The sequence below is a fragment of the Luteibacter sp. CQ10 genome, assembly GCF_040900725.1.
In the GTDB taxonomy this organism is placed as follows: domain Bacteria; phylum Pseudomonadota; class Gammaproteobacteria; order Xanthomonadales; family Rhodanobacteraceae; genus Luteibacter.
This window is the reverse complement of record NZ_JAEUYM010000003.1, coordinates 78,613-93,013: the sequence shown is the minus strand read 5'-3', so window position 1 is coordinate 93,013 and position 14,401 is coordinate 78,613. Positions and strand designations below refer to the sequence as shown.

The following is a 14,401-nucleotide window of genomic DNA, read 5'->3' as shown; positions in this document are numbered from 1 at the left end:
CGAAACTAACGAATCACTTCGCCGTCCACTGCTTCAACCAAGCATTCACCGTCTCATGCCACTGCACGCTGTTCTGCGGCTTCAGCACCCAGTGGTTCTCGTCGGGGAAGTGCAGCAGCTTGCTCGGGATGCCGCGACGCTGCAGCGCCGTGAAGGCGCCCAGGCCCTGCGTATCCGGAATACGGAAATCATGGCCGCTGTGGATCACCAGCATCGGCACGCGCCAGTCCTTCACGTGGTTGACCGGATTGAAGCGCTCGTAGTTCTCCGGATGCTCGAACTGCGTGCCGCCGTTTTCCTTTTCCTCGAACCAGAGTTCCTCTGTGTCGTAGTACATGGCGCGTGCGTCGAACACGCCGTCGTGGTCCACGAAGCACTTCCACGGCTGGTTCCACACGCCGGCCATCCAGTAGACCATGTAGCCGCCGTAGCTCGCGCCGAGCGCGCACGCGCGATCGCCATCGAGGAACTTGTACTTCGTCAGCGCCGCGTTCCAGCCCTGCTTCAGGTCCTGCAACGGCTTGCCGCCCCAATCGCCCGAGATGGATTCGGTGAAGGCCTGGCCGTAGCCGGTGGAACCGTGGAAGTTCACCGTGACCACCGCGAAGCCCTGGCCCGCGTAGGTCTGCGCATTCCAGCGATAGCTCCAGCTGTTCGTCATCGCGCCCTGCGGGCCACCGTGGATGATGAAGGCCACGGGGTAGGTCTGGCCCTTCTTGAAGCCCACCGGCTTCACCACGTAGCCCTGCACGGTTTCGTTGTTCCATCCCCTGAAGGTAAAGAACTCGAAATCGCCGACCTGGGCGTTCTTCAGGCGCTTGGCGTTGTAGTGCGTGACCTGCTTGAGGCCCTTGCCCTTCAGGTCGGCCGTATACAGATCAGCGGGACGCTTCAGGTCGTCGCGCGAGAGCAGGACTTTGGAACCGCTCATCGAGAAGCTGCCCACGGCACCGTCGGTGACCAGCGTGGTGGCCTTGCCGGTGGCGACGTCGATGGCGACCAGCGGATGCTGGCCGTTGTCATCGGTGGTGGTGTAAAGCGTCTTGCCGTCGGCCGACCGTTGGAGCGCGCCCGCCGAGCGGTCCCACGAGGGGGCCACTTCGCGGCGCGTGCCCGAGGCCAGATCGAGGGCCATGATGCCGAAGCGATCGGCCTCCGAGCCCGGCTCCTTCATGGCCGTGTAGAACAGGGTCTTGCCATCGGGCGACACCAGTGGATTAGCGTCCCAGGCGAGGTTGTCGGCGGTGAGGTTCACCGGCGTGGCCGAGCCATCGGCCGGCACGCTGTACACGTCGAAATTGGTCGACCAGGGTTCGGTTTTCCCGGCGATGCGGGCGTCGAAATAGACCGTCTTGCCGTCCGGCGAGAAGGAGAACTCGTCGTCGCCGCCGAAGGGTTTGCTGGGCACGTCACCGTCGATGCCGCGACTGAGCAGCACCGGCGACGAGGGTGCGTTGGCGTCGGCGATGTAGAGCTGCGAGCGGCGGCCGTCGGCCCAGGTATCCCAGTGGCGCACGAAGAGCTTGTCGTAGACGGTGCCGGTGGACTTGTCCTTCTCGCGGCCGTCGAGGCGCTCCTTGGTGCAGGCCAGGTCGGGGCAATCGGTGAACACCTCGTAGCTCAGCAGCAGCTTCGAACCGTCGGGCGAGAGCTTGAAGGCGTTCACGTCCAGGGGGGCATCGGTCACGGCCTCGCCGTCGGCAGCCGTCAGCGCCAGGCCCTTGCCGCCCTTGCCGGCATCGAAGGTCCGGTGAAACACCTGCGAAACACCGTCTTTCGCGGCCGCGTAGTAGATGGACTTGCCGTCCGGCGCCCAGCGCGGCGAGGAGCCCTTCTCCACCACCTTCACCGGCTGCGCGGAGCCGGACAGGTCGAGCACGTAGAGCGCCGTGGAGCCCTTGTTCGCCGCATAATCCGTCGAACGGACGGAATACAGCGCATAGCGGCCATCCGGCGATAGCTGCGGATCGCCGACGCGATCCAGCATCACGAGATCGCGGATGGAGAAGGGATGCTTGCTGCCTTCATCCGCGTCCGCGGCCAGGACGGGGCCGGTGGCCAGCGCGAGGGCCAGCGCGGCGAATAGGGGTTTCATGGGGCGTAACTCCTTGCGGGAACTGGCGGGCACGGTACGGGGCGGGGGCGTCGGGTGCAAGCATGGGACGGCCGTCGCGGTCCGGAAACGACCATTGGCGCTAGACTCCGGCCCTTTCACGTCTGGGGAAAGGGATGATCACGGGAAACGGGCCATGGTTTCGTCGGCTCAACATGCAGCACGCCACACTGGGCGCGATTGCCTTATTTGCTCTCCTATTGCGGCTCTACTACGTGCACACCGCCGTGGTGATCCAACCCATCCGCGGCGACGCGGTGCAGTACTACTCCTACGCCTGGAACCTGTTGCACCACGGCATCTTTTCCAGCGCTTTTCCCAATACGGCCGTCGTCGTACCGGATAGCTTCCGCGATCCTGGGTATCCCGCGTTCCTCGCGTTCCTGCTGGGCACGAGTGGCTCGCCCGAGGCATTCATCCGGCACGTGAGTGACGTGCAATGCGTGCTTTCCGCGGCGACCGTATGGATGTTCGCCGTGCTCGCTCGTCGTTGGGCCGGATTCGCGGCGGCCATTGCCACGGGCGTGCTGCTCGCCCTTTGGCCACATACGATCACGCTGGCCAGTTACGTATTGAGCGAGACCCTGCTGGGCTTCCTCGTCGCGCTGGCCCTGCTCGCGACCGATGAAACCTTGCGGCACGGCGGTAAGTCTCGCCCTCTCGCGGCGGGCTTCTGCTTCGCGCTGGCGGGGCTCACCAACGCCGTGATGGCGCCCTTCGCGCCCTTGGTCGCCCTAGTGGGCCTGTGGCGCGACCGCAAGCGCAGGCGCACCTGGGCGCTCATCCTGATAGCCGCCGTGCTGCCGCTCGCCGCCTGGTCTCTGCGCTCGACGACGCTACCGGCAGGCCAGGAGTCTTCCTCGGAACGCGCGAAGATGAATCTCGTCCAGGGAGCCTGGCCGGAGTATCACGCTGCCTACCTGTATTCGCACGACAACGCGAACGCGGCCGCCGTAATGAAGGCCATCGACGCCGAATACGATGCCTTGCGTACCAACACCGTCGGAGGCCTCGGACTGATCGGCCAGCGCCTGGGCGCGGAACCTGGCCGCTACGCAGTCTGGTACCTATCCAAACCTCTCGAGTTATGGGGTTGGGAGATCGGGATCGGGGCCGGTGACGTGTACGTCTATCCGACCTTCCGCTCGCCATTGTTGATGCAGCCCGTTCTGGCAGGCGTCGTCGGTGCCCTGTTCTTCCTGGCGCCCTTCGTGTTGATCTTCGCCGCAATCGGCGGCGTGCTGTCCCTGTTGCCCTCCAGCGGCACCCCGACGGCCATGAAGGTCGCCGTGGCCCTGGCCGCGTGGGTGACCGCGGTCTACGGGGTGCTGCAGTCCGACGCCCGCTACTCCACCCCATTTCGCGGGCTGGAAGTGCTGCTGGCCGCCTTCGCCGTTCACGCCGTCGTGGCCATGCTGCGACGCCGCCGACCCGGATTTGCCAATGGACGCATTACGTCATAGTGTGACGCACAGGGTCAAAAGGGGCATATCGGCTGTGATCGACTCTGCAATTGTGAATGGTCGCAGCTTGTCAATTTTCTGGGTCCATGCAAAATCAGCTCGCCCACCGTGTGGGCTGGCCGACTTTCACTGAATGGCACAGTCCGTGCTTTTGGTGGATCGAGCGTCCTGGTCAGTCCTCGTACTCGTGATGAGGGGGCCGGATCCGGCAGTAGGAAGCGATCCGGCAGTACAGCTCAGGGGCATCACACACATGCGGTTAGCCAATACCAAATAACGAGGAAGCTTCATGAAGACCATCCAGAAGGGTTTCACGCTCATCGAACTGATGATCGTGGTCGCGATCATCGCCATCCTGGCGGCCATTGCCATTCCGCAGTATCAGAACTATGTGAAGCGCGCCAAGGTGTCGGAAGGCCTCGTGCTGGCCGATGCGGCCAAGCTGGCGGTCGCCGAGACCTTCCAGTCCACGGGCTCGATGCCGGCCAATGCCAGCGCCGCTGGCTATACGGCGACCAGCAGCACCTACGTGTCGGCCATCGCCCTTGGCGAAGGCGACGGCAAGATCACGGTCACCTACCAGCACATCGGTTCGGGCGTCGACGAGAAGACCGTTACGCTGACTCCCACCACGAGCACCGGTGTCATCACCTGGGTTTGCGGCGGCGACGTCGATAAGCAGTTCCTCCCGGCCAACTGCCGCGGTTAACCCACTAGGTTCAGACACAAAAAGCCCCGCCTAGCGGGGCTTTTTCTTTTTTCTGCAAAAGGCTCTATGAACACGCTCCTCGAGTATAAGCGCGCAGCACGATGCATTGCCCTCCTGGTCATCATGGCCGTGACAATCGTCGTCTACGCCGGCGGCCTCCACGGCCCCTTCCTACTCGACGACACCCCAAATCTCGACACCATCCAGCGTTGGCTGCAGGGGAGGCTCGATTGGCATTCCGCCATCGACAATCGCTCGGGACCGCTCGGACGCCCGGTGTCGATGCTGACGTTTCTCATGGATGCCGCACGCAGCGGCACCATGGATCCTGCCCCGTTCAAAACCACTAATCTGGCAATCCATCTCATCTGCGGCATGCTCGTATACGCGCTATGTCGCCGACTGTTCCATTGCATGCAAGCAATGCATGGCATTGCCACATCTGCAGCCTTGGTCGTCGCTGCATGGTGGCTCTTCCTGCCACTTCATGTAAGCACCGTGCTCTATGTTGTCCAACGTATGGCGCAACTGAGCGCAATGTTCATCTTGCTGTCATTGATTACCTACGTCGCCGTCCGGCAGCGAATGGACCACGGCAAGGGATTTCTCCCTTATCTCGCCCTTTGGATCGGCTTTCCCCTACTCGTGGGCATCGGCGCTCTCGCGAAGGAAAACGCGATCTTGGCCTTTCCCCTGGCGTTACTTATCGAAGTTGTCTGTTTCGCGCCCTCTGCGGCACGCCCGCGCCCCAAAGGGGTTACGTTGTTCTTCGTTCTAACCCTGGTCATTCCTGCCCTAGTTATTGTCGGCAAGTTAGCTCTTCATCCGAATCTAGTCACAGGAGGCTATCGTATACGCTCGTTCACGTTGGGCGAGCGCTTGCTGACGGAACCCCGGGTATTGTGGTCTTACGTCAAGACCACACTACTGCCTGTCGGCGAAGACATGGGTCTCTTCCACGACAATTATGTGATTTCGACGGGCTGGCTCACCCCTTGGACCACAGCAGCGGCGATCCTGGCATGGGGCGGCATGATCGCCTTAGCCGTTGCATACCGTCGGCGTTATCCGTTGATCACCCTTGGCATCGGTTTCTTCCTTACCGGGCACTTGCTTGAGTCGACCGTAGTTCCACTCGAAATCTACTTCGAGCATCGAAATTACCTACCTGACCTTGGTATTCTACTCACCGTTGTCGGCGCGGCGCGCGCACTCTGGCTGCACCGGACGACCTCGACTGCTGCATTCAGGCGTACGGTCACGGTTGTCCCCGTACTCGCCCTGGGGATCTATGCGATCGCCACCTGGGTGCAAGCCAGCAGCTGGGCCGACACCGATACGCTCTTCGAAATGCAAGCATCCTACAATCCTACGTCTCCACGCCTGCAAGCCACCCTTGGTGCACGGGCCATCGCTTTAGGAGATACGCGTTCAGCACTGACCCATATCGCTCTTGCAGAGAAGCTTGGCCCCTCCCGGGAAGGAATGACAGCGACACTTTGGCGTTTTATCGCCTACTGCGACGGAGGACACCCGATCCCCGAAGCGCTATATGCGGAATTTGAGCAGCGGAACACACTTCCGATCACACTCGATGGCATGAGATATTGGGAAGAGCTTGCGGCACGTGCGGAGAAAAAGTGCGGGGGCATGGATACAAGGCGTTTGGCTGAAGCCGGCCGTCACTGGATCGAACACGACTCGGCACTTCCCACCGAACAGACGCGGTGGCGATCCATGTTCAACCTGTCACGAATGGATGCCATATCCGGAAACCTGTGGCTCGCCGAAGCCGACGCCCGCAGGGCCTGGATTGACAGCGACCACAACAACGGCATCGGCGTATTGCTCTTCCAGCTCAACGCCACTCTAGGCAGAAGGGAAGCGTGCGAAGCCGTGCTGGCCGAGCTTCGACGCAGGAGCGATCCTGGAAACGCCGACCTCACTGAGGCCATCGCGATCTTTTCGAAAGCCTTGGCCGACGGCACGATTAGGCCCGCCGCAAAACCAAGTAGGCGTTGATTCAGGGCAAGCATGACGTCAAAACGGTTCCGAAAACTACCGTCCCGAGCGGATAGCGGTGGCACGGTAAATGCTTACGAATTCGGCGGCGACGAGCTTTAGATGATGGCCGCCGTCACCAAATTCAGGGGAATTATGAAGCAGCGCCACCAAGGCTTTACACTCATAGAGCTGATGATTGTCGTGGCCATCATCGCGATACTCGCGGCCATCGCTATTCCGCAGTACCAGACGTACATCAAACGCGCCAAGGTCGCCGAAGGCCTCATTCTCGCCGATGCGGCGAAACTCGCCGTGACAGAATCGCTTCAGGCCAACGGGACGTATCCCAAGGGCAATAGCGAAGCGGGGTACGTGACGGCATCGAGCACCTATGTCAAGCAGGTATCCATAGATACCGACGGCTCCGGTATCGTAAGGGTCGTCTATCAGAACATCGATGCTTCCGCCATCGATGGAAAATCGATCACCCTTACCCCCACTACTCACTCGGCTGCGCAGGTCTTCAAGTGGGATTGCGGCGTGGGACCCGGCGGCGTGGATCCGCAATTCGTACCGGCCGTTTGCCGCAAGTGACGAGTCCCGGGAGCGGTCTACCACCGCCCCGGTGGTAGGATTCCGGCACTATACGAACGCCTGAATCGCCTTGATCGCCCATAAGCCAGTCCAACCTTCCCTTCCCGGCCACACCTTTTCTCCGTGCGAACCGGCAAGGAGGTTCCAGGTAACTTGGATCGTGGCGTTGTTGGGAGTGCTCGCGCTCATCTCGATCGCCCTCTATGTCCCTGGGCTCAGCGGCGGCTTCGTCTTCGACGACTACCCCAATATCGTCGATAATACGCTCGTCCAGCCGGCCCACGGCTCGATTTCCGAGCTGGTCGCGGCCGCACTTTCATCCCCCTCCAGCGAACTCAAGCGCCCCCTGGCATCCCTGTCTTTCGCGTTGAATTACCTGGCCTCCGGGCTGGACGCGCCTGCAATGAAGGCCACTAATCTCTCCATCCATGTCGCCTGCGGATGGCTGCTCTTCGCGCTGATGCTCCGCGTATTCGCCATAGCCCGCCGCTTATCGCCGCCGAGGACACGCATGCTGGCGGCCGCCGGCCTCGCGCTAGCCTGGCTTGTCCTTCCCATTAACCTTACCGCGGTGCTCTACGTAGTCCAGCGCATGGAATCGACTGCGCAGCTCTGCGTCCTCGCCGGGCTGCTCGGATACGTCACTTTCCGCCAACGCCAGTTGCGCGGGGAAAGCGGCACTTTTGCACTCACAGTCGTGCTCCTACTGGCGACGGTCATCGGCGTGGCGTTCAAGGAAACGGCCATCCTTCTCCCGCTATACGCCTGCGCCATGGAATGGATCCTTTTCCGCTTCAGGAATGGCAACGGAAAGACCGAACGCGGGATCGTGGCGCTGTTCGTCTTGGTGCTGCTGCTGCCGATGCTCGTCGGCCTAGCCGTAATCCTTCCACGCGTGCTCTCCCCGGGCGCGTGGGCAACGCGCGACTTCACCCTCGAGACACGCCTACTATCCGAACCCCGGGTCATTCTCGATTACGTGGTGTGGACCCTCGTCCCTTCAAGGCAAGGACTTTCGTTCTACCACGACGACTTCCTACAGAGCACCGGTCTGCTGACACCGTGGACCACTCTCGCCTCGATCTGCACGATCTTCGGCGCGCTGGTTTTCGCGATCGCCGTCCGGCGACGACGCCCCCTAATGGCGCTAGGTCTCCTCTGGTTCTTCGCATGCCACACGCTCACCGCCACGATCGTCCCTCTGGAGCTGATCTACGAGCACCGCAACTATCCCGCGAGCATCGGCCTGCTCATGGCGCTATGTGATGTCTGGTTCGTCGGCGTCGACTCGCCGAGGCGCCCCGTGCGCGCCGCTGTCGTAGCCGCGGGCTGCCTCCTGGTCGCCTATTGGAGCATCTTCACGGCACGGACGGCCTACGCCTGGCGAGCCGCCCTCCCCCTCGCCGCCGAACTTGCCGAGCGCGCACCTACGTCTCCCAGGGCACAGTACGAATATGGAAGAGCCCTGATCATCGCATCCCATTACAAGCCGGAATCGTCCCTGGTCGAACAGGCCAGGGTCGCGCTCCAGCGCTCGGCTTCCCTGCCCGGCTCGTCGGTCCTTCCCGAACAGGCTCTCATCTTCCTGAATGCAAGGATGTCGGCACCCATCAAGGACGCCTGGTGGGAAAGTATGTACCGCAAGCTCGCAACGCAACGCGCTACCGTGCAGGACGACAGCTCCCTTCTGGCTCTCGATGCCTGCGTTCGCTCGGGAGCATGCTTGCTGCCGGCGGACAAGCTCACGCACGCCTTCGAACTCGCTTCGAGGGACGGCAATGGGAGTGCCCGGCTGGTCGGCGCCTTCGCGCAGTATGCATGGTCCGTACTGGGCGACAGGGAGCGCGCCCTGACCCTGAGCGCCGAAGCAGTGCAAAAGGCCCCCGATGAGCCGGCCTATCGCATCAATTACGCCAACCTGCTCATATCAGCCGGCCGCCCGGACCAGGCCCGGAATGAAGTCGAGGCCCTGCGTCGGCTCAACCTCGCCGGACGCCTGGATGCCGACCTCGCAACACTGGATTCCCGACTTTCCCGACGAACAACTGGCGACGGCTCATCCGAAAGGCGGTAGTGGACCGCCTATAATGGCCTGACCGACCGGGAGGACATTCCAACGATGAAAGCAGTGTTACTCACGGGAGACTTCGGCACCCGCATCGGCGAGGAGACTATGCTGCGCCCCAAGCCGGTGATCGAGCTCAGCGTCCCGCTTGGTGCTGACATCACGCCGCTCAACCGGTCGGTAGATATGACGCCGTCGGGCCGCGAACGGTGAAATGGCTACGCCACCTGCCACGTGGACGTCTCGCACTCAATACGTCCTTCGCCCTGTTGTGGCAGGTAGTCCGTGTGGGCGCCCAGTCCCTGTGGCTTCTAGTCATCGCACGCAAGCTAGGAGCAACGGGCTACGGCACATTCGCCGGCATCGCCGGCCTTGCGACGTTCCTCGGTGCGTTCAGCGGCCTGGGCCTTGGCCTTCTACTTCTGCGTGCCGTGGCACGCGATCACTCACGGCTTGGAGCATATTGGCATAAAGGGCTTCGCTGGACGATCGTAAGCGGAGCCCTGATAGCCATTTTTTTCGTGGCGACAGCCAGTTTCACCATGGGCGCCCAAACAGATATCGTGGCGTTAGTTGCCATCGGGATCGCCGAAACGCTGCTCTTTCCCATCGTTTCGTTTTGCGCTTTCGCCTTCAATGCATTCGAGCGCGCAGGTTATGCCGCGGCGCTGCCTGCGCTGGCGGCCACCTCACGACTGCTGGGTGCAGTGGTATTTTTCATCGTCCCGCTTGCCGCCACGCTCACCACATACAGCCTTATTCATCTAGTCGCCACGCTCTTAGCTGCATGGGCGACGATAGTCGTCACCCGCGCGAACCTGAGCCCACCCCGCGAACGTGAAAGCCTCACTCGGGCGGAGTTCGTCGATGGGATGGGCTATTCGTCGGTATGGGCGGTGACCAATGCGCTTACGTCATTGGACAAAACCCTCGTCCTTCATCTTTCGAGCGGAACGGTGGCCGGACTATATGCATCGGCTTACCGGTTGACCATGATATTCACCCTTCCGGTTGACGCGCTCGCCATGTCGGCACTCCCACGCGTATTCCGCCATGATAAAGATTCAAGGTCAGGACGCAGGCTCATCACAACAATGTTCGCTGCAAGCCTGCTTTTCAGCTCTGTTGCCGCTGCAGCCCTCTATTTCGCGGCGAACATCATTCCATGGCTTCTCGGCCCATCGTTCGACGATGCCGTCCAAGCCGCGCGAATGCTCGTCTGGCTTATGCCTGCCTACGCGCTTCGCATGTTAGGCGGAAACATCCTGCTTGGTCTTGACGGACAATGGCTTCGCTTAGCAATCGAGTCGTGCGGCATCGGTATGCTTTGCCTGTTTGCCTGGCTCTTCGTGCCCCATTACGGCTTGGTGGGCGCCACGCGTATGATCGTGTGCACTGAGGCCTGCCTCACCTTACTCACCTGGACCTTTATTGCATGGCGCCTTCGCCGTGACATGCACCCCTCCCCCTGAACCATGGAGCCATCTGACTGATGTGCGGCATCGCCGGCCTCATCGACCCTTCCGGCTTTGGCACGGATACGGTCGAACGCATGCTCAACCGACTACGCCATCGGGGTCCCGATGGCGAGGGCATTCTCGCACTACCCGGAGGGGTGACCCTAGGGCACCGTCGTCTCGCCATCCTCGGTCGTGGCGAAACGGGCAGCCAGCCCATGCGATACGGTCCATGGGTAGTGACCTATAACGGCGAAATCTATAACCACCTCAAACTACGCTCCAGCCTCCTTAAGGAAAGAAACGATCTTCCCGCGTGGAGAGGTGCATCTGACACGGAAACCCTGCTCGCCGCCATTTCTACATGGGGGCTCGAGACAACGCTGAAAAAGATCGATGGGATGTTCGCATTCGCCCTGTGGAATGACGATGAGCGCAGCCTCACCCTTGTGCGCGACCGCATGGGCGAAAAACCCCTCTATTTCGGCTGGATCGAAGGACGATTCGCCTTTGCTTCCGAGCTGACGGCGTTCGCTCCGATACCCGGCTGGCACCCGACCCTGAACGAGATGGCTACTGACACGTTTCTCCGTCACGGTTTCGTGGCCGGGGAGCAATCTCTGGTAAATGGGGTATATCGCCTGCCACCAGGAGCCTTCATGCGGCTTAGCGAAGCCCAGTTCCGCCAGTCATCACCGCACCCTCCATTGAGCCGGATGCAACGTCGCTACTGGAGTCTGGAAGACGTCGCAGCCGTCGGGTTAAGATCACCTATAAAAGCGAGCGACGCCTCGGACGAACTCGAATCGCTTCTCCTGCGATCGGTGGCGGATCGCACTCTGGCCGAGGTACCTGTCGGGGCCTTCCTTTCCGGCGGAGTTGATTCCAGTTTGGTTGCCGCCCTGATGCAGGCATCTTCGCATAACCGCGTACATACCTTCAGCATAGGTTTCGACGATACCAAGCTCGACGAATCGATACATGCTCGCGCCGTCGCAAAGCACTTGGGGACCGAACATACTGAATTTCGTGCGACAGCCGCCGATGCGCTGGAAATCGCCAGCACCCTGCCTTCACTGCTCGACGAGCCCATCGCTGATGCATCGCAGTTGCCGACCATGCTTCTGGCTAGGCTTGCGAGCAAAAAAGTGACGGTAGCCCTTTCCGGAGATGGTGCAGACGAGCTTTTCGCGGGATACGGCCGCTACGGTGCCATCGTCGGCACATGGAAACGCGTGGTCAAGTGGCATCCCATGGCGCGGCGTGGTCTCACCACCGTGGCCAGGGTCACCTCGCAACGTTCAGGCGTCGTCGGGCGCTTCTCCCGATGGACTGCACGCGCGGCAGCTCCTTCGCTAGAACAAATGCGGATGGCGTTCATCGGCGGTGGCAACCATGCCCACCTCGGATGGCGAGACCAACGAACTAACGTGACGAAAGGTGGTCTGTCCCCGATCCGTCGCATCATGCTTGCCGATCAATCGGATTTTCTTCCCGACGATATTCTCCAGAAAGTCGACCGCGCCACCATGCGCTTCGGATTGGAGTCACGCTCGCCATTCCTGGACCACCGTGTCGTGGCGTTTTCGTGGCGCTTGCAGGATGCGGCATTACCTCTGCATTTCCCTCAGAAACCCATATTGCGCCAGTTGCTTCGCAAATACGTTCCCGATCACCTGATGGACCGTCCTAAACAAGGCTTCGATCCGCCCATGCGTGATTGGTTGCGGGGTCCACTGGCCCCCTGGGTTGACAATGCGCTGGAAAAGAAGCGGCTGGAAGCCATCGGGAATATCGACGTACGGCAGGTTCATGACATGTGGCATTCGCACCGAAACGGCCGCATCGACGCAACCCGCGAGCTATGGCCAATCGCCATGCTATCCATGTGGTCGGCTGCGAATGGAATATCCCGTTGATGCGCATCCTGGTTGTTTCCGACCTCCCTCAGTACGTAACAGGCGGTGCTGAGATGCAGGCCTACCGGCTCGTCTGCGCATGGACGGCAGCGGGCCATGAAGTCATCGTTGCAGGTCGAAGGATGCGGGGCGGGAGCATTCGACTCGACGACGGATCGATGGTTCGGGTACTCAGGATTTCCACGTGGCAACAATTCGGCAGGACCTTGAGGGCTCTGACCTATGCATTTTCATTGGCATCAATCCTGATCCGGCACCGCAACCGCGTAGATCTGGTCTATACCCGTTTTCTTCACGAAGGCGCAGCAGTCACGGCGCTGTTAAAACGCTGGGGCGTGCTTCGCCAGCCCCTCGTCGCCGTTCCCGCAAATGTTCGTGGATCGGGCGACATTCACTCTTTGATGAGCATCCCAGGCTCTGCCCGGATCGTCCGCCTGCTTCGCCGCGAATGCAACGCCATCAATCTCATCGCCGGTGCCATGACTGATGAGCTGACCGACGCTGGATTCGATCCTCGTCGATTCATCCGCATACCCAACGGAATTCCCGTAAAACCGCTGCGTGGCAAATCGCCCTCTAGCCCACCAACTTTCCTGACCGTCGGTAGACTGGCGCCACAAAAAGGCCTCAATGTATTGATCCATGCACTATCCCGCCTGGGCGCCTCACTCGCACCGGGACAATTTCGCATCGCTGGGGACGGTCCGGAGCGGCGGAAGCTGCAAGCAATGGCGCGGGATATGGGGGTCGATCACGCGATCACCTGGCTAGGCGAATTGTCGCCCGATGCTGTTGCAGCGGAGCTTGATAGCGCGGATATCTTCCTACTGCCATCGCTCTACGAAGGCATGTCCAACGCGGGACTGGAGGCAATGGAACGTGGCAGGGCCATGTTGCTTACGCGTTGCGGGGGATTGGACGAATTTGTTTCCTCTCGTCAGGGCTGGGTCGTGGAACCCGGAGACATTGACGCCCTCGCCCAGGCGATCTCGCAGGCGTTATCCGCCGACACGGAAACCCTTGCGTTGATGGGCGCATCGAATCGGTCGACCGTGGAAGATCAATTCGACATGAACCTGGTTGCAATGCGATACCTCGATCTTTTCCGACATCTGCTCGATACCCGCAGCGAACCCAACTATGGCAAGGCATGATCGAACCGTCAGCGTTATCGTCCCAACGTTCGAGGATGCCGCACGTGCCGTCGAAGCTGTCGGTGCCTTGTTGGCACAATCCGCAAACGATTTCACACTCGAAGTCGTAGTGATCGACGACGGATCACGCGCCGCAGAGACGAAGGCCCTCGAAGTCCTACGGGAGAAATCCGACGTGCGCGTCATCGCGCTTGGCGAAAATCGAGGGCGGTCCGCGGCCCGTAACCGGGGAGCTATGGAAGCGCGAGGCGAATACCTCTTCTTCATGGATTGCGATTGCGTACCAGAAAATCCACACGTCATCGAACGACACTTCGCTGTTCTGGATAGTGGATACGTTGCCAGTTGCGGCGACGTACTGGGGCCAGACCGTTCATTCTGGTCGCGCTATCAGGAAAGCGCATCATCACGGCGGCGACAAGCATTCGCGCGCGGCCTTACGTTTATGGGCACTTCGCAGAACCTCGCAGTACGCAAGGCTGCGTTCGTCCAGATTCAGGGTTTCGATGCCAGCTATAATCGATATGGCTTCGAGGATCGCGACTTGCTCATACGTCTAGCGGCTACGGGGCGAGTCGGGTGGGCTGAAAAAGCCGAAGTCGTTCATCGGGATGTCATCCGATTACCCACGGTATTGAGGAAGCTTCACGAAGCCGGGCGCTTGGGTGCATCCCGCTTTCGCCAGACGCACCCTGTAGCCTATAGGGCCCTAGGCTACGGTCATCTCGATGTCCACGACAAGCCTCTGGCAAAACCATTCGCCAGCGCAGCCGGACGATTGGCCATCGCAATGGCCCCTGCCTTGGAACGAATGGTATCCAGCGGATATCTGCCCTTTATTCTAGCCGCGATACTGGTCAAGCTATCTACGGGAGCGGCTTACGCAGGGGGAACCGCAGAGCAGCCTGTGGAATAATATGGCG

General features: G+C 60.9%; 11 protein-coding genes. 10 read left to right on the top strand and 1 reads right to left on the bottom strand.

The window, feature by feature from the left end; translation table 11 throughout:
* Window positions 1-13: 13 nt before the first annotated feature.
* Window positions 14-2,095: a prolyl oligopeptidase family serine peptidase gene (locus JNG39_RS13370; RefSeq protein WP_368312070.1), complete on the bottom strand. Its 2,082-nt coding sequence runs from the start codon at window positions 2,093-2,095 to the stop codon at window positions 14-16.
* A gap of 173 nt (window positions 2,096-2,268) precedes the next feature.
* Here JNG39_RS13370 and JNG39_RS13365 point away from each other — a divergent pair, with 173 nt between their 5' ends.
* The 10 genes from JNG39_RS13365 to JNG39_RS13320 all read left to right on the top strand — a co-directional run bounded on the left by JNG39_RS13365 (window position 2,269) and on the right by JNG39_RS13320 (window position 14,394).
* Window positions 2,269-3,576 carry an ArnT family glycosyltransferase gene (locus JNG39_RS13365; protein ID WP_368312068.1) on the top strand — a complete coding sequence of 436 codons (1,308 nt, stop codon included), beginning with the start codon at window positions 2,269-2,271 and terminating at the stop codon, window positions 3,574-3,576.
* A 289-nt stretch (window positions 3,577-3,865) separates the two neighbouring features.
* Entirely contained in the window at window positions 3,866-4,285 is a 420-nt protein-coding gene (locus JNG39_RS13360; protein ID WP_368312067.1) for a pilin, read from the top strand.
* A gap of 66 nt (window positions 4,286-4,351) precedes the next feature.
* Window positions 4,352-6,307: a hypothetical protein gene (locus JNG39_RS13355; RefSeq protein WP_368312065.1), complete on the top strand. Its 1,956-nt coding sequence runs from the start codon at window positions 4,352-4,354 to the stop codon at window positions 6,305-6,307.
* A gap of 102 nt (window positions 6,308-6,409) precedes the next feature.
* Window positions 6,410-6,883, top strand: a complete 474-nt coding sequence (locus tag JNG39_RS13350; RefSeq protein WP_368312064.1) for a pilin — start codon at window positions 6,410-6,412, stop codon at window positions 6,881-6,883.
* Between the two features lie 70 nt (window positions 6,884-6,953).
* Window positions 6,954-8,957: a tetratricopeptide repeat protein gene (locus JNG39_RS13345; RefSeq protein ID WP_368312063.1), complete on the top strand. Its 2,004-nt coding sequence runs from the start codon at window positions 6,954-6,956 to the stop codon at window positions 8,955-8,957.
* A 45-nt stretch (window positions 8,958-9,002) separates the two neighbouring features.
* On the top strand, window positions 9,003-9,161 hold the full coding sequence (locus JNG39_RS13340) for a hypothetical protein (RefSeq protein WP_368312061.1): 159 nt from the start codon (window positions 9,003-9,005) through the stop codon (window positions 9,159-9,161).
* Window positions 9,158-10,420: an oligosaccharide flippase family protein gene (locus JNG39_RS13335; RefSeq protein WP_368312059.1), complete on the top strand. Its 1,263-nt coding sequence runs from the start codon at window positions 9,158-9,160 to the stop codon at window positions 10,418-10,420. The genes JNG39_RS13340 and JNG39_RS13335 overlap by 4 nt, the downstream gene beginning before the upstream one ends.
* A 20-nt stretch (window positions 10,421-10,440) precedes the next feature.
* Entirely contained in the window at window positions 10,441-12,324 is a 1,884-nt protein-coding gene (gene asnB / locus JNG39_RS13330; RefSeq protein WP_368312058.1) for an asparagine synthase (glutamine-hydrolyzing), read from the top strand.
* The gene (locus tag JNG39_RS13325) at window positions 12,324-13,478 is read left to right on the top strand and encodes a glycosyltransferase family 4 protein (RefSeq protein WP_368312056.1); all 1,155 of its coding nucleotides are present in this window, start codon (window positions 12,324-12,326) and stop codon (window positions 13,476-13,478) included. The genes asnB and JNG39_RS13325 overlap by 1 nt, the downstream gene beginning before the upstream one ends.
* A complete protein-coding gene (locus JNG39_RS13320; protein WP_368312055.1) occupies window positions 13,465-14,394 on the top strand; it encodes a glycosyltransferase family 2 protein in 930 nt (309 codons plus the stop codon). The genes JNG39_RS13325 and JNG39_RS13320 overlap by 14 nt, the downstream gene beginning before the upstream one ends.
* The last annotated feature ends 7 nt before the right edge of the window (window positions 14,395-14,401 follow it).